11 protein-coding genes and 2 riboswitches are annotated in these 15,882 nt (G+C 60.7%); of the genes, 8 read left to right on the top strand and 3 right to left on the bottom strand.

Annotation, left to right across the window (positions count from 1 at the left end; translation table 11 throughout):
• Positions 1-776: 776 nt before the first annotated feature.
• Positions 777-2,456 carry a diguanylate cyclase gene (locus KUV41_RS09325; protein ID WP_222162084.1) on the bottom strand — a complete coding sequence of 560 codons (1,680 nt, stop codon included), beginning with the start codon at positions 2,454-2,456 and terminating at the stop codon, positions 777-779.
• A 154-nt stretch (positions 2,457-2,610) separates the two neighbouring features.
• On the opposite strand from KUV41_RS09325, the gene KUV41_RS09320 reads away from it, so the two are divergent.
• A complete protein-coding gene (locus KUV41_RS09320; RefSeq protein WP_222162083.1) occupies positions 2,611-3,459 on the top strand; it encodes a hypothetical protein in 849 nt (282 codons plus the stop codon).
• 72 nt (positions 3,460-3,531) lie between these two features.
• Positions 3,532-3,695: riboswitch (TPP riboswitch) on the top strand.
• 78 nt (positions 3,696-3,773) lie between these two features.
• Complete coding sequence (locus tag KUV41_RS09315) at positions 3,774-5,219, top strand: sodium:solute symporter family protein (protein WP_222485720.1); 1,446 nt, start codon at positions 3,774-3,776, stop codon at positions 5,217-5,219.
• A gap of 265 nt (positions 5,220-5,484) precedes the next feature.
• Here the strand turns inward: KUV41_RS09315 and KUV41_RS09310 are convergent, their stop codons facing one another.
• Together KUV41_RS09310 and KUV41_RS09305 are read right to left on the bottom strand one after the other, a co-directional pair.
• On the bottom strand, positions 5,485-6,774 hold the full coding sequence (locus KUV41_RS09310; RefSeq protein WP_261395971.1) for an LLM class flavin-dependent oxidoreductase: 1,290 nt from the start codon (positions 6,772-6,774) through the stop codon (positions 5,485-5,487).
• Entirely contained in the window at positions 6,774-7,577 is an 804-nt protein-coding gene (locus KUV41_RS09305) for a 3-oxoacyl-ACP reductase (protein ID WP_222485718.1), read from the bottom strand. Before KUV41_RS09305 ends, KUV41_RS09310 begins: the two co-directional genes overlap by 1 nt.
• A 47-nt stretch (positions 7,578-7,624) precedes the next feature.
• Positions 7,625-7,722, bottom strand: a riboswitch (TPP riboswitch).
• A gap of 540 nt (positions 7,723-8,262) precedes the next feature.
• Between KUV41_RS09305 and KUV41_RS09300 the strand changes: the two genes are divergently transcribed.
• The 6 genes from KUV41_RS09300 to KUV41_RS09275 all read left to right on the top strand — a co-directional run bounded on the left by KUV41_RS09300 (position 8,263) and on the right by KUV41_RS09275 (position 15,736).
• A complete protein-coding gene (locus KUV41_RS09300) occupies positions 8,263-9,930 on the top strand; it encodes a BCCT family transporter (RefSeq protein ID WP_261395970.1) in 1,668 nt (555 codons plus the stop codon).
• Positions 9,923-11,443 (top strand): histidine ammonia-lyase, encoded by a 1,521-nt coding sequence (hutH, locus tag KUV41_RS09295; RefSeq protein WP_222485716.1) that lies wholly within the window; start codon positions 9,923-9,925, stop codon positions 11,441-11,443. Before KUV41_RS09300 ends, hutH begins: the two co-directional genes overlap by 8 nt.
• Before the next feature lie 161 nt (positions 11,444-11,604).
• Positions 11,605-12,408, top strand: coding sequence for a thermostable hemolysin (locus tag KUV41_RS09290; RefSeq protein WP_261395969.1), 804 nt, complete (start codon positions 11,605-11,607; stop codon positions 12,406-12,408).
• Positions 12,401-14,134, top strand: a complete 1,734-nt coding sequence (locus KUV41_RS09285; protein WP_222485712.1) for an AMP-binding protein — start codon at positions 12,401-12,403, stop codon at positions 14,132-14,134. Before KUV41_RS09290 ends, KUV41_RS09285 begins: the two co-directional genes overlap by 8 nt.
• Positions 14,127-14,903: a TenA family transcriptional regulator gene (locus tag KUV41_RS09280; protein WP_222485710.1), complete on the top strand. Its 777-nt coding sequence runs from the start codon at positions 14,127-14,129 to the stop codon at positions 14,901-14,903. Before KUV41_RS09285 ends, KUV41_RS09280 begins: the two co-directional genes overlap by 8 nt.
• Positions 14,900-15,736 carry an SDR family oxidoreductase gene (locus tag KUV41_RS09275; protein ID WP_222485708.1) on the top strand — a complete coding sequence of 279 codons (837 nt, stop codon included), beginning with the start codon at positions 14,900-14,902 and terminating at the stop codon, positions 15,734-15,736. The genes KUV41_RS09280 and KUV41_RS09275 overlap by 4 nt, the downstream gene beginning before the upstream one ends.
• The last annotated feature ends 146 nt before the right edge of the window (positions 15,737-15,882 follow it).

Below are 15,882 nucleotides of genomic sequence, written 5' to 3'. Positions count from 1 at the left end.
AACGTCTCGTTTGACGAGTCGCTTGCCTTGATATTTCAGTGACATTGTCACTGACTCATCGGCAAGCGCCCACATGAATTACCTGATCAATTTTTAAAGAGCGTGCTCTTGACTCTAGTTAGCTCAATGAGCGTCTCGCTTTGCTGCACCGCAGCTCGAATCATCGACCCGAGCGTTTTGCTCAGCGCCCTGCGAGGAAGGCGTATTCTACAGAATCGAAGCGTTTCGTCAAGCGCTTTCTTTTGCGTCCCGCAAGCGATGCTCGCAGACTTCAAAAGAGAGCGAAGCGTGCCTTAGTGCATCTTTCGATGCCCTGTCGGCGACTCCGATCAAGTGGCGAGCATTTTACCGATTTCTCGTTGCTCGTCAAGCAGTGACTTTTCCGAGAAGCTTAAAAAAGCCTTTTCAAATCAACTACTTTTACCACTCTTCACCGCCTGTGACGTTTGCTCGTCGCCGGCAGCGGATGCGTACTTTACGGATCTCGAGGCAGCTTGGCAATAGCCTGAATCAAAAAAACTCATCAGCGCATGACGGCTCTGTTATGTCCTCGCCATAACGTTCGCGGGGACCCACCTTTAGTCGCCGTCATTGCCACATCCATACACCGTCGCAAGGCATCAGCACGCAAAAGGCCCTGGCATCGCCAAGGCCTTCACGCCACTACACCTGGCAAGAGACCTCGCAAGACGCCTCGCAAGACACCTTGCAGGGAACGAGCACTAGCGCGCCGAAAGCGAAGACCATCCAAAGACCATCCAAAGACCAGCCTCTGTTTAGGCCATATGACGCTTGCCACATACCCGGTTGCGTCCGGCGTGTTTTGCGGCGTACAGCTCTTGATCCACGCGCTCAAATAGCGACGTAAACGTCTCCCCCTTGGTGTACGCACCGACGCCCATGCTGATGGTGATGTTCAACTGCTGACCGTCTGCAAGTTCGATCTGGCTCTGGCTGATGGCCTGACATACACGCTGCGCCGCGCTCATGGCCTCCTCCAATGCGGCATGACGCATGACGATAACGAACTCCTCGCCTCCGGTACGGGCCACCAGGTCACCATCACGCAGACACTGCTCAACGGCCTGACCGAGCCACACCAAGACCTGGTCTCCTACCACATGCCCATAGTGGTCATTCACTTGCTTGAAGAAGTCGATGTCCAGCACAGCCAGGGCAAAGCCCGTCCCCCGTGAAGTGCACTCCTCTATAAGTTCGTCGACATAGCGATCGAGCTGCGCCCGATTGGGCAATCCCGTGAGCGGGTCACGCAATGCCTGATCTTCCAGCTCGTCGCGCTCTCTCTTGATCCGCGCTACGTCCAGCTCGTTGGTAATCACTCGCTCTACTGCACCGGTCAGCAGACGCACCAGCTCAATATCAACCTCTGAAAAGGGCTGGCGACGAGGTCTAGCGCTGGAAAAATTAAGCGTTCCCCAGACGGAGCCCTCTATCCAAATGGGCGCACCAATATAGGTTTCCAACTGAAACGCCTGGTAACAGGGGTGCCCGCTAACACGCTCATCACACCTGGCATGATGGGTAGCAAAGACGTCACACGCATCAAGGGTAAGACGGCAATACGTATCCCCCAGAGGAAAGGTATCCCCAGGACCTACCGGCGCCCCATCACTGGCCGCCCAGCGCACGCTGTACTGCTCACCCACCACCTCGCTGACCAGCGCGATGTCCAGGCCCAGGTAAACAAGGGCATCTCGCAGCAGCATGTCGACAATCTCGGACGTCTCGATATCCGTGCGGTTAACGCCGGTGTGCACATCCCGTAGCAGCTGAATCATCGATCGGTATTCAGAGACGTCCTGAATGATGGCGTAGAAGCCCGCGACACCGTCATCCACGATATCCGGCAAGTAGTTCACCTTGAAAAATGCTCTCCTGCCGTCCTGCAATACCAGTGAATCCTCGTAGCTGACCTCTACCCCCGCCAGGGCACGCGCGAAGCGCGGCTGAATCTTCGCATAGGAGGAGGCGTCGAGCACCGATGCCACTGGCTGACCTGCCAATTCAGACGACGTAAGGCCAATGAAGTCCTGATATGCCTGATTGTTGAAGCGAAAGCACAGGTCTCGATCCACGTAGGCCACCATGACTGGAAGATGATCCGCTAGCCGAGCCACCACACCATGGTCAGGTCGTTGCTGCATCGGCAGACGCAGCACCATGCTGCCATCAGGCAGCATCACGTAAGCCGAGCTACGGCTTTGCCCCCTTCCCTGCTCATCCCACTGCCTGCCCGCACCCGCCATGGCTTCTGCAAGCCTGGCGGAGTGCCCCTGCAGCTCCGACAACGAACGTCCGACAACCTCATCGCGAGATCCTCCCAACACCGACGCACAATCGCCGGCCACGTCTAGCACCACCGCCGCTGGCGACACCCTGACGAGTACCGTCCCGGCAAGCGTCAATGCTTCTCGCACCCAGGCATACTGGTCCATGCTGGCTCTCCTGGTCGTTCCCCTGACGTGATAGGACGCACAAGCATCCTTCTGGCCTGCTAATGAATTTGGCTGTTTGTATGGTTGAATGCATCAGAATTTTCCACGCTGCGTGGACAGCACGTTCGCTCACGGTGCTCAAGAGGCGAATGCCATGTATTACCAGAACTTGATGGCGATCGAGAGAGCTCTCTCGCTCACGTACCAAGGACATGCCGCCTGGCTGGTGACTCAACTGGGCAGCGCTTACGGTCTTGTGGATTACCGTATGCAGACCACTCAAGCGGAGCCGGTTGACGACGACGGCAACGCCTACCGACTACCGCATCCGTTTAAGGACCAGCGCCAGCACGCCGACGTCCATCACTCCCCCCTGACGACAGTCCATGTCAGCCAGGGTCGCGACCACGTCGCGGAACTACTGCTGCCGGACAGCCCGACACAGACCCATCTGGAAGTCCTGCACGCGACGCTGCTCGGACAACCTTCGCTGGTTCGCCTTATCAACTTAAATGGCTCCCCCGCCCGACTGAGGCGTGCCGAGCAACATGAGCCACTGGTACAGCAATGCGATCAGCTGCTTGCGCTGCTGGTCCAACCTGCGCTGCGCCTGGTAATGGCTGGGCAGATCAGGGACGTACATCGCATTGGCCTGCATGCCCATCAGAGGGGATTCGAAGTCATCTGGTGCAGAGGCCAGCCAGGCACTGCGCTTGCCGAGGACACTGTCTCACCAGACACTCCCACGTCAGGCCTGTCCTTTCCCATGTCAGACCTGTCCTTTCCCATGGAAGTCCAGCACGCTGAAGCTGCCCACTTTCTTGCCGGCGGCGGAGGGCATCGGCGCACCCTCGTGCTGAACGCTACCTCTGATACGTCGCTGGCAGAGGTGGCGAAGAGCTCGGGTTGCTTCGACTGCAACAACAACCCCCACCCCAGGCTCTCGGAGACGACCCACTGGCTGGATCGGGCCTGCCAAACACTGTCACTCGAGGGGCGTTAGCGGCGCGATGCTTCCGCAACGAGCGCCCTACCTTTCTGCAATTGACAGCCCCGCGAGCCGGCCCTAGTCTGGACCTCTTCCTAGGGGAGCCCTATTGGCCATACAGGTCGTGACAGCGCCGCGACAGTGCTGTATCGCACCAAGGCCATAGCACGGGGCTGAGATTCCGCATTGCGCGGTAACCCTTTGAACCTGATCCGGGTCATGCCGGCGAAGGGAAGGATGGTTGCCGCACTCCCTCTTTCTTCCTGCCCGCCGTCCGTCCCGATGTCCACTGGTCCCTGCGGACAACGATAAGAAAGAGGTTTCTCTCGATGATGCTCGACCCTCTCTGGACGGCGCTGTGGCTGCTGCTGTGCGCTGCCATCTTTGCCATTCCAGGCCTGCTCTACGCCCGACGCCGTCGGGGCGGCCTTGATGACTACATCTCCGCACGTAACAGTCAGAACACTCGTGCCACGGTGCTGACGTTGATTGCCACCACACTGGGCACCTGGATCCTGTTTGGACCGGCCCAGGCTGCCACCTGGGGCGGTATCGCGGCGGTCATTGGCTACGCGCTCGGCTCCATGGTGCCTCGCCTGGTGATGATTCCTCTTGGTCGACGCATGCGGGAGCTGATTCCCGAAGGCCACGGCCTGACCGAGTTCGTGATCCACCGCTACGGCCGCACGATGTATGCGTTCACCCTGGCGATTATGCTGTTCTACCTGTTTATCTCTCTGGCTGCAGGGCTGACCGCCATCGCCCATATGGTGACCCTGCTGGCCCCCATCCCCCTCTGGCTGACCGCCAGCGTGGTGATGGTCGCTACCCTGCTCTACACCTTTTACGGCGGCCTGCGCACCACCATCTTCACTGACAAGGTGCAGATGCTGGTGATCCTGCCACTGCTGGCTCTCTTGCTCATGTTTGGCTGGCAGGCGGCGGGTGGCGTTGCGCCGACGCTCGAGGGGCTGCGCGAGCGTGCTCCGCAACTGCTGGATATCACCGATGCTGGCGGCCTGCGCGCTGGCCTGACCTTCTTTCTCGCGGTGATGCTGACGGGTCTGTTCTACCAAGGAACCTGGCAGAGGATCTATGCGGCCCGGGATACTCGCGTGCTCAGGCGTGGCTTCTGGATCGCGGGACTCTTCAACTTCCCGGTCATCGTGCTCATGGGTCTGTTCGGTCTGGCGTTCATCGGCCTGGGACTTGAGGGAGACGGCTCCGTCGCTCTGTTCAGCGTATTGTTGTCCGACGTGCCTCTGTGGTTTGCCTTGGCCCTGATTCCTCTTGGCCTTGCGCTGGTAATGAGTAGCGCCGACACAACGATCAATGCCACCTCCAGCATTATCGCCGTCGACATGCACAGGCTGCTGCCCCAGGCCAGTGAGGCGGCCTTGATGAGAATGGCACGCTGGCTCATCGTCGTCGCTGCAATACCAGTGACGTGGGTCGCTGCGCAGGGCTACAGCGTCCTCTACCTGTTCCTGCTGGCAGACCTGCTGTGCTCTGCCGCAGCCTTTCCGGTGTTTTTCGGCCTGTTCAACCGCCGCTATCACGGTCGCAATGCAGTGATCAGTACCGCAGCAGGTCTGCTGGCCGGACTGTGGATGTTCCCCTCGCCTAACGGTGGCACCGCGACACTCCTGGAATCTTTCCTGCTGGCTGCCTTTGTTCCGGTGCTGGTATCTCTCGTCCTGATGAAGCTGATGCCATCTCGGGAGAGCTACGACTTTGACCGAATGAGCGGCCTGGTGAGACGCTTCCAGAACTAAGGAAACGCTGAATAAATGTTTCGAGCGATGACAGGTCGGTAGCTGCCGGAGCGGAAAGACCGGAGTTTACATGCGGTTAAATGAGGATCTTGAGCACCGCCAGCAGCCGAGATATCGAGCGCAGTAATTTATGCAGTGTTTCCCTAAGGCAATCAAACCGACGCCACTGAACCGAAACCATAACGGCGGGGCGAGCTCCCCCGCTGTTATGGCGGATGTCTGTAGAGGCTGTCGTGCCTAGCAGCAGTGTGAACAAGACGCCAGCTCAGCAGCTGGGGCGTGACAATCCAAGATGGTCGCGCAGCGTCTTGCCCTCATATTCCCGGCGGAAGACCCCACGTCGCTGCAATTCCGGCACGACCTGCTCGACGAAGTCCTCGATGCCGTGAGGCAGTGAGGGTGGCATCAGGTTAAAGCCATCAGCCCCACCCTGTTCGACCCAGCGCTGCATCTCATCGGCAATTCCCTCCGGCGTGCCGACCATCGTGCAGTGCCCACCTCCAGCGGCAAGCCGTCCCATTAGCTGTCTCAGGGTTGGCCGTTCAGCCTCGATAATGCGCAGGATGGTGGCATAGCGTCCTTTCGGTCCTGTAAAGGCCTCCAGCGACGGCAGCGCGGGCACGGGCGCATCCAGCTCCCAGTGACTGACGTCCTGGCCGATAAACTGGCTCAACTGTCGCCGCGAGGCCTCTACCGGCAGCAACTCGTCGAGTTCACGCTGCTTGCGTCGGGCCTCTTCCTCGGTAGACCCGACGTAGGTCACAAGCCCCGGCATGATCGCCACCCTTGGACGGCCTGCGGCTTTCACCCTCGCCTTGAGGTCAGCGCAGTAAGCCTGGGCCGATGGCAGGTCGTAGGCCACCGCGTAAATGGCTTCGGCATAGCGTGCCGCCAGGTCTCGCCCCTGTTCTGATGCCCCGGCCTGAAATAGCACGGGATGGCCCTGTGGCGAGCGAGGCACCGTCAAGGGGCCATCGACCAGAAAATGCTCGCCGCGGTGATGAATCGGTTGCACTTGAGCAGCATCCGCATAATCGCCGTGGCGATCTCGCAGCAGCGCGCCATCGCTCCAGGAGTCCCACAGCGCCAGCACGGTATTGGCAAACTCTTCCGCTCTAGCGTAGCGCTGCGCGTGGCCCGGCATGCCTTCCAGGCCATGATTGCGCGCCTCGCTGTCGAACATTGACGTCACCAGGTTCCACCCAAGCCGTCCGCCCGAGATATGGTCCAGCGATGCCAGCATGCGAGCCGCATGAAATGGCGTATAGAAGGTGCTGGAGACGGTCGAGATCAGGCCGATATGCTGTGTGGCACGCGCCATCGCGGCAAGCATTGTCAGCGGCTCCAAGGTCCACAGCGGACCGTCTGCGACATTGCCCGCGGCATGGCCATCGGCAAAGAAAACCGCATCCAGGCGACCGCGTTCGGCAAGCTTGGCCAGCTCTTCGTAGTAGGCGATATCCGCCAATCGCTCGACGCTGGAACCAGGGTGTCGCCAGGCCGCCTTGTGATGACCGCAACCCAGGATGAAGAGATTCAAGTGCATGGAGGTCATCAGCCTTTCACCAGTCCGCCATCGACAATCAGATTCTGCCCGGTGATGGCCCTGGCCCACGGAGAAGCCAACAGCAGTACCGCGTCTGCAAACTCTTGCGGGGTGGTCACCCGTCGCAGCGGTGTGTTGGCGGCGATGAGGTCAAACACCGCGTCTGGTGTGGCCCTGGAAGCATCCGTCGTGCGCAGCAAGCCGCCGGACACCATATTGACGCTGATATTGTCTGGGCCGAGATCCTGCGCCAGCGTACGCGTCAGCGACAGCAGCGCCGCCTTGGCCGCGGTGTAGTCGTGATACGGCACCACCGGGTTCTGGAACAGGTTGGTACCGATATTGATGACACGCCCGACACCCGCCTCGCGCATGCCGGGAAGCGCTGCCTGAACCGTGTTGAGCGCACCACGCACCACACCCTGAAGTTGATGGTCCAGATGCTCCCAGCTCAGCGAGTCAGGCCCAGGCCGTGCGTCCCCATTGAATGCAAAGTCCGGCAGCGCATTGTTGACCACGGTAGTCACAGGCCCACCGAAGCGCTCACAGGCCCTCGCCAACATGGCCTCCACGCCATCCCGATCGCACACATCCGCAGCGACGGCCAAGGCGTGTTCCGGGTAATCAGCGACCAGCGCCCGGGCGCCTTCTTCGCTGCGGCGGTAGTTGACCACCACGCGAGCGCCTTCTCGCAGGAAGGCGCGCGCCAGGTGAGCGCCCAGACCACGTCCTGCGCCGGTAATCAGCACAATTTGAGCGGAGATATCAGGCGCAATGGGGTCGACAACAGGAGAGGTATCGGGAGCGGTCATGCGATGAGTCCTTGGTCGAGGCGGGGAACGCACGTCGAGCCAGGGACAGACGACTGCGCTGACATCCCTTCGCCGGTATGAACTGGATCAGGTTCGACGGGTATTTCTCAGCCCTGGCTCAGCCAGGACACCCCGTGTCATGCGATCTCGACCTTAGCCCATCACCTTGCCCGGAACAAGACAGCGGGTATCAAGCAGGTGAAAGGGCCTACCCTGATTTGCCATCCTGGCACACGCCGCGACAACCCTATCGCGCCCCGGCCCCTTCACCAATTAAATGTATACACATTTAAGCGACATCTTTCGACCTTCATGGCTTCGGGCTTTGCTTGCCTTCCCGCTGTGACTCTCGCCCATTCTCCCCCTCTGTCCTGACCCTCTCGTCTACCTTGTTACCACCCCCTACTTTGGTACTACCCATTATCGGATCGACGCTTAGAAGGACATTCAACGTATTGTTTATCAAAAATAAATTAATATAAGAGTGATCTATCTTTCATCATGAAAGGGAGCTGACGCGATCGCCAGCTCACTCGGCTCTAGCCTTTTCGATCTTTATTGTATATACATTATGACGGATTGACGGACCGCATCAGCGGTTCGCCAAGGAAGCGCTGAGCACCTCCGCTCAGGCATCGGTGCAGCGTTTCCCTAAGCCTGCCACACGCATCTGTGAGATCGGCCGATGACAACACCCGACAATGCTGATCCACTGCGCCACCTGGTAACGCCATCACCCGTGGAGAACAAGAATATGTCCGCCTCCAGCAGAAGGCCGCTAAGAAAAGCCGTCTTCATACCCACCTTTTCCATCATCATGGTGGCCGTGGCCACTGGCCTCATCAACAACGACATGCTGGTCGATGTTGCCAAAGGGGTCTTCTACATCTCCCTGTCTGACTTTGGCTGGCTGTATCAGCTGATTGCCGTAACGGCCCTGGTGGTGTCGGGCTTCATCTTCTTCTCCCGGGCCGGTGATATTCGGCTGGGTGGCAAGGATGCAACGCCTACCTTTTCCTTCGCTGCCACCTTCGCCATGGCGCTGACGGGGGGGATTGCCACGGGAGTCGTCACTTACTCCGTCAATGAACCGATCATCTATCTAGGCAACATCTACGGCGAAATCAGTCATCAAAGCTTCGCTCCCGGCAGTGGCGAGGCCGCCATCTTTGCCTTGGCAAGAAGCTTCCACAACTGGTCATTCATTCCCTACGCACTTTATTCCATCGTGGGGCTGATGATCGGCTACATGCACTTTAACCGCAGAGAACGCTTCTCGATCTCCTCAACCGTAAGCCCCGTACTGGGCAGGCACGGCAGCAAGATCTGGGTAAGGTCCCTGATCGATATCATTTCCGTTCTGGCCATCGCGCTCGGCCTGGCCTCTTCTCTTGGCGCAGGTCTGGCATTGATCAGCTCAGGCATCGAGGCACAGTACGGCATCGAATCCAACGCCATGACCTGGCTGGTGCTGACGATTGCCATCTCGGCGATCTTCATCACCTCCGCTGTCTCGGGATTGAAACGCGGCATCCGCGTGCTGTCATCGATCAACGCCTATATCTTCTATGCCTTCGTCGCGATTCTGATCATTGTCGGGCCCCTCAACTATATTCTGAGCCTGTCGGTGACAAGCCTCGGCTACTGGGCAGACAACTTCTTCCTTTGGGCTTTCGATACCAAGGAGTCTGGTGGCGAAGCGCTGGTCACCTGGTGGACGATGTATGACTGGTCGATCTGGATCGCCTACGCCCCCCTCATGGGACTGTTTCTGGCCCGTATCTCCTACGGCAGAACGCTCAGGGAGTTTCTCATCATCAACTGGATTCTGCCCTCGGTCTTCGGCCTGGTCTGGTTTGCCATCTGGGGTGGGTCCGCCCTCAAATGGCAGATGGATGGAACGCTGGATCTGATCAGCATCATCAATGACAGCGGCGCGGTATCCGGACTCTGGGGCTTCCTCCAGCACCTGCCCATGGCCAGCCTGCTGGTACCGCTGGCGATTTTCACCCTGGTCATTTCGTTTGCAACGGCGGCAGACTCCATGTCATCGACCATCGCGACCATCTGCACCAGCAACATGTCCGCAGAAGAGGAGTCGCCCAAGCAGCAGAAGATTCTGTGGGGTCTGTCGATCGCGGCTATCGCCTATGTGATGGTGGCCTTCGGCGGGGGCGCCCAAGGCGTCGATGGCATCAAGTATCTTGCCGCAGCGGGAGGCTTTACCGTGGTCTTCCTGTTCGTGCTGATATTGATCAGCGCCGTGCGAACCTTCATGACTCGCTCCCCCCAAGGTGCTGCTAAGCAGCCGGCCGAAGTCTCTCAGCCGGTGACGGGAGGCGTGAATGAGTAACCCGGTCGTAGTCTCAGACGTAGCCCCCGGCTGGCTGGAGGTCATCGCCGTCGCCCGCCATGGACGCGAGCTGACGCTGGATGAGGGTCGCTGGGCACGCATCGAGCGGGCCCGCCAGGTGGTCGAGCAGATGGCGGATGCCAGCACTCCCTACTATGGCATTAACACCGGTCTGGGAGCGCTGTGTGACGTGGTGCTGGATCGCCAACAACTAAGAGACCTGTCGCGCAATACCCTGATGAGCCATGCCTGCGGAGTCGGAGCCCCCCTGCGGGTCGAACAGGTCCGTGCCATCATGTGCTGCGCGGTCATCAACTGGAGCCATGGGCATTCGGGCATCAGCCCGGGCATCGTCCAGGGACTGCTGGCATTTCTTAATATGGGCATCACCCCGGTGGTGCCAGGCCGGGGGTCTGTGGGCTACCTCACACACATGGCCCATATTGGTCTGGCCTTGCTGGGCGTCGGTGAGGTCGACCATGCCGGTGAACGACGCCCCGCCAGCGACGTGCTCGCTCAGCATGCGCTGACACCCGTCGTGCTGGGTCCCAAGGATGGGCTCAGTCTGGTCAATGGCACCGCCGCCATGACAGGGCTTGCCTGTATCGCCCTGGACGATGCCCATGTGCTTGCCGACTGGGCCGACGCCATCGGCGCTGCCAGTTTCGAGGCGCTGTCAGGCCAGCAGGCTGCCTTCACGCCTGAGGTGCTGGCGCTGAAGGGTCAGCCTGGCGTGGTGCGCAGTGGCGCCAACTTACGGCGACTGCTAGCCGACAGCCAGCACCTGCAGCAGTGTCAGGGCCACCACCTGCAGGATGCGCTCAGCCTGCGGGCCATGCCCCAGGTCCATGGCAGTTGCCGAGAACAGCTTGAGCACGCGATACGCCTGGTCGACGGAGAGATCAGCGCAGCTACCGACAACCCTCTGGTGATCGACGAAGGCACCCATGCCAGAATCGTGTCACAGGCCAATCCTCATGGGGCGCCGGTCGCCCTGGCCTGTGACAGCCTCGCCATGGCGGTGTGTGAGTGGGCATCGATCTCGGAGCGTCGAAGCTATCGCCTGGTCACTCCCCAGGCCAGCGAGCTTCCCGCCTTTCTCACGCGTGACAGCGGAGTGAAGTCCGGACTGATGATTGCCCAGTACACGACAGCGTCGCTGGCGGCAGAGGTCAAGCGGCTGGCTCTGCCCGCATCGGTCGATAACTATCTCACCTCTGGCCTGCAGGAAGATCACCTTAGTTTCGGCGACAGCGCCGCCCTCAAGCTCGACCAGGCGCTGGAAGGCGCTCTTCGCGTGCTCAGTATCGAGCTGTTACTGGCCGTGCAGGCATTGGACTTGATTCCGAACACGGGCTTTGGCCTGGGAGCCGAGCTCACACGGCGCCTGGTCAGAGAGCGTATCGATCACTATGACGAAAGTCGGCCGCTGCATCAGGACATGGAACAGGCCCTGTCGCTACTGAAAAGTGCCACCGCCATCGCGGAGGTACGACGTCTACTCGACGCGTGAGATGACCACCCTTTCTTGCCCCGGGCCAGCAGAACGATGGCCCAGGGTCAGCACTGCGCTGCCAAAAGGCGATTCGCAACAGTTCGACAAGGAAGATTAAGCTTTCGATAAGCTTCGACACCTACAGTGATGGCCATGCCTTTCCCCATGGACGCGATGACATGGCCACACCACTCCCAGCCTCGAGGCAGGCCCTCTTCAGGCCCGCGCTAGACCAACACCAGGGCCCCACAGCCACACCGCCGACAAACATCGCGGTGGGTGTCACGGTCCCTGCTGCCTGCGCCTCGGCCAAGACGTTGGCCTGGCTTTCCGGCCAGCACAGCCTGGAAGCAGCCCACCTGGTGAGCACCGCCTTCCAACGTCGGCACAATGCAGTCGTCCGCCACCAGTATGCTCGCCTGCTGGCCCTCTACGCTGACAGCGGTGAGCTGCTGGCGACCACTGGCCTGAAGCGGGCGGATGAGGGCAGCTTGATGGTAGAGCGCTACCTGTCTGCCCCCGTCGACCAGGTGCTCGCCTCCCAGGGCTTGGCCACGTCGGCCACGTCGGCCCCGCCACGTCACACCATCATGGAAGTGGGCGCCCTGTCGAGTGCCTCCCCCGGGGCTGGCCGACGCTTGATGCTGGCTCTGGTCCTCGTACTGGAACAGTTGAACATCGAATGGCTAGTCGTCACTGCGTCACGTGACGTCAGGAATGGTCTCGGGCGCCTGGGCATTGCGCTAACGCCTCTTGGCAGCGCTCGCCGCCACTGCTTGCCTGCCACCGAGAACTGGGGACGCTACTACGAGGGGGACCCGAGGGTCGTGGTCATTCGGCCTCTGCAGGTCGCGCTGAGCATGCGCTCGACGCCAATGGGCAACATGCTCTTGTCCAGTGCCCCTCGGCTACCCGCCCACGCCGTGACGCCTACTCCGGCGCTGCCGCCAGTGCCAGCTCCGGAGTTCCATTGCCATGGATAACCTGCTGAAGCGGCTGGAACAACGGGCGACCCTCGCGCCACGTTCAGCGAGCCTGCGAGGCGCTACTGCCAGCGGCAAACTGGTGGCGCTGGATGCCCGCCAGTTGCACGATAGCGTCACCGCATTGGCACAGCAGCTTGCCCAGACAGGCGTTCGTCATATCGGTATTGCCGGCCACAACTCCCCCTCCTGGCTGGTCGCTCAACTGGCGGCTTGGCGCGCAGGATTACCTGTCACCCCGATACCCTCCTTCTTCAGCGATGATCAGGTGACCCACCTGCTCTCCACCACGGGCCTGGATGGCATCCTGATCACCGACGGCAGTTCACTTGACCGCTGGGTCGACGCTCGCCTACTGCCGGTCTTCGACCGCGGGCTCTTACCTGAACAGCAACCGCCCCACGGCATCGGCGTCGAACCCGACGTGGCCCTGTTTCAGCGGGCCAGCATTCCCGCTCCAATGCCCGCGGAAACACGCTTGATCACCTTCACCTCCGGCACCACGGGTACCCCGAAAGGCGTTTGTCTATCGGGCCCCCACCTTGAGTCGGTGCTACTCGGACTGGACGACCGATTGCAGGGCATTGAGCTGACACGACATGGCGTCGTGCTGCCATTGGCGGTGCTTCTTGAGCATCTGGCAGGGGCTCTGTACGCGCTTTGGAGAGGGGCAGAAGTGATCATCGACCCTCCTCAGGTGACCGGTCTCGAGGGCAGTGGCAACCTATCGTGCCCCCACTGGCAGCGCTGGCTAGCCGGTCGCCAACCCGACAGCTTGATCCTCGTCCCCGCCCTGTTGGCGGCTCTGTGCCAGATAGCTCGACAAGAAGACGACGCCCCATGGATGACATCGCTGAACCTGGTTGCCGTAGGCGGTGACCATGTACCTCCGGTACTGCTTGCCGATGCCAAAGCGCTGAAGCTGCCCGTCGCACAGGGCTACGGGATGTCCGAAATGGGCTCGGTGGTTTGCTTGAGTCGCCCCGATGAACCCCAGGATGGCCGCGTCGGGCGCCCGCTGAAAGGACGTGATATCACCACAGACCCATCGGGGCAGTTACTCGTGCATGGCCCACGCATGCTCGGCTATCTGGGCGAGGCGACTGATACAGGGCCTGGCCCAATGGATGTGCCCTGGCCCAGCGGTGATCTGGGTGAGCAGCGCCATGGCGGGCATTGGTACCTTAGCGGACGTCAACGCGATGTCATCATCCTGTCGACGGGACGCAACCTCAGCCCCGAGTGGATAGAGGCCGAACTGGCAACCCTTGCCGGTATCGACCGAGCCTTTGTCTTTGGCGATGGCCTGCCAGGCCTACTGGCGCTGATCTCTCTGTCATCCTGCCAAGTAGATACGACGGCCATCGATTCGGCCATCGCCTCACTCAACCAACGGCTACCAGATTACGCCAGGATCCGCGGCTGGGCAGCGTTGACCGCCGCGCTGCCCGGGCTACCCACGCCACTGTCAGAAGCCAGTCACGAACTGACCAGCAACGGCCGACTGCGCCGTGACGGTGTTCGCCTGCGCAGGCATCGCGATATGCAGCGCCTGGCGGAGCAAACCTTCTGTGAAGCGCCCCCGCCAGAGCAAACTCCATGCGATCCCTTGCACTCAATGCCTGGCGACAGCGCAGATAGCGTCACCAACTCCCTTGTTGAACCGCTTTACCGCTTCTCCCCTCAACGTGTTACCCGACAGCCAGGAAGGCCATCCGATGAATAACCCCATGCACGCAGTACCTGCCCCGGCAACCCCCCTGCCAGACACCGGTGCCCAGCCGGGCTTCTATCAGGCGCTGCTTGACGCCACCCAGGGCGAGCGGCAAAGGCTGATGAACGGAGCACTGGTCACGCGAGGCCTGGCGGGTGAACTTAGCCTGGGGGAATACCGTGCTTTCCTGGCCCAGGCCTATCACCATGTCAGCCACACCGTCACCTTGATGATGGCCTGTGGCAGCGAGCTTAGCCGGTACGCACCAGCGCTAGGACATCATCGCTATCAGGCGCTAGCCAATGCGCTTACCGACTACATCGAGGAAGAGAAGGGCCACGAGCATTGGATTCTCGATGATCTTGAGGCGACCGGCATTGATCGCGAGGTAGCTCGCTCACGGCCGCCGCTACACGAGACCGAGCTGATGGTCGCCTACGCCTACGACAGCATTCGCAGACGCCATCCCCTCACCATGCTTGGCATGGTGCTGGTACTGGAAGGCACCAGCACATCGGCTGCCAGTCAGGCAGGCCGTGCCATCCGCGACAGTTTGGGGCTCGGCGACGATGCCTTCCATTATCTGTTCTCCCACGGTGAGCTCGACGTCTCGCACATGGCCTTCTTTGCCAAGCTGATGGACACGCTGACGTCGCCAGATGACCAGGCCCAGATCATCCATGCGGCGAAGGCCTTCTATCGCCTCTATGGCGCCGTGCATGAAGCGGCGCTCCAGGACGCCATCCACTGGCAGGGGCAGGTTTGCGAGGACGCACCATGAACACCTTGTGCAATCAACGGGTGCTGCTCACCGGGGCTTCCGGCGGCATCGGCTCAGCGCTTGCCCGCCAACTTGATGAGGAGGGAGCCACCCTCTGGCTGGTGGGTAGAGATACCGGCAAGCTGCGCGCGCTCGTCAAACAGCTAGGTGGCGACCTGCCCCGGCACCGCCTACTGGGCGAGGTCGACCTTACCCTTCCCGCCGGGCGCCAACGGGTACTTTCCTGGCTGCAGGAGACGCCCTTGGAGCAGCGACCCTCGACGCTGATACAGTTGGCCGGCATCAATCACTTGGGGTGGTTTCAGCACCACCCACAACAGAACATCGCCGACATCCTGAACACCAACCTGACGTCGACCCTTCTGCTGACCCACACGCTGCTACCTCTTTTCCTTGAACAACCGGCCGCGACGCTTTACTTCGTGGGCTCGTTACTTGGCCACATCGGCCATCCGGGATACGCCGCCTACTGCGCCAGCAAGGCCGGGCTCAAGGGATTCACCGAGGCACTGGGGCGAGAGCTGGCAGCCACCTCGGTGCGCGTCCAGTACCTGGCTCCAAGGGCCACCCGCACCAGCATGAACGACAAGACGGCCGAGGCAATGAACGCCTCCCTCGGCAACGAGGTCGACACCCCCGAGGCCGTTGCCGATGCCATCGTCGCGCAACTGAAAAGCGGCCAACAGCGCAGGCGCCTGGGGGCAGCCGAGCGCCTGTTCGACACGCTCAATGGTCTTGTACCAGGCATGGTCGACAGGGGAATCAACAAGAAGCTGCCCCAAATTGCGAGACACTTGGACGCTCGTGCTCCGCTTGAACGTAACGAAACGTGACGTACATGACGCCATGGAAGGCTGGTAGCCGTACAAGCAGAGCCTGATGCATCATCGGGTCCCGCTCCGTCGAACAAGCATCGACAAGATCTCGGCCGGTTCAAACAAGATGGCGGAATCGCCACTGCACAAGCCCTGTTTTCAGC

This window comes from Halomonas sp. DP8Y7-1 (assembly GCF_019801685.1).
In the GTDB taxonomy this organism is placed as follows: domain Bacteria; phylum Pseudomonadota; class Gammaproteobacteria; order Pseudomonadales; family Halomonadaceae; genus Halomonas; species Halomonas litopenaei_A.
Note: the sequence above shows the minus strand (reverse complement) of the source record. Positions and strands in the feature narration are given on the sequence as shown.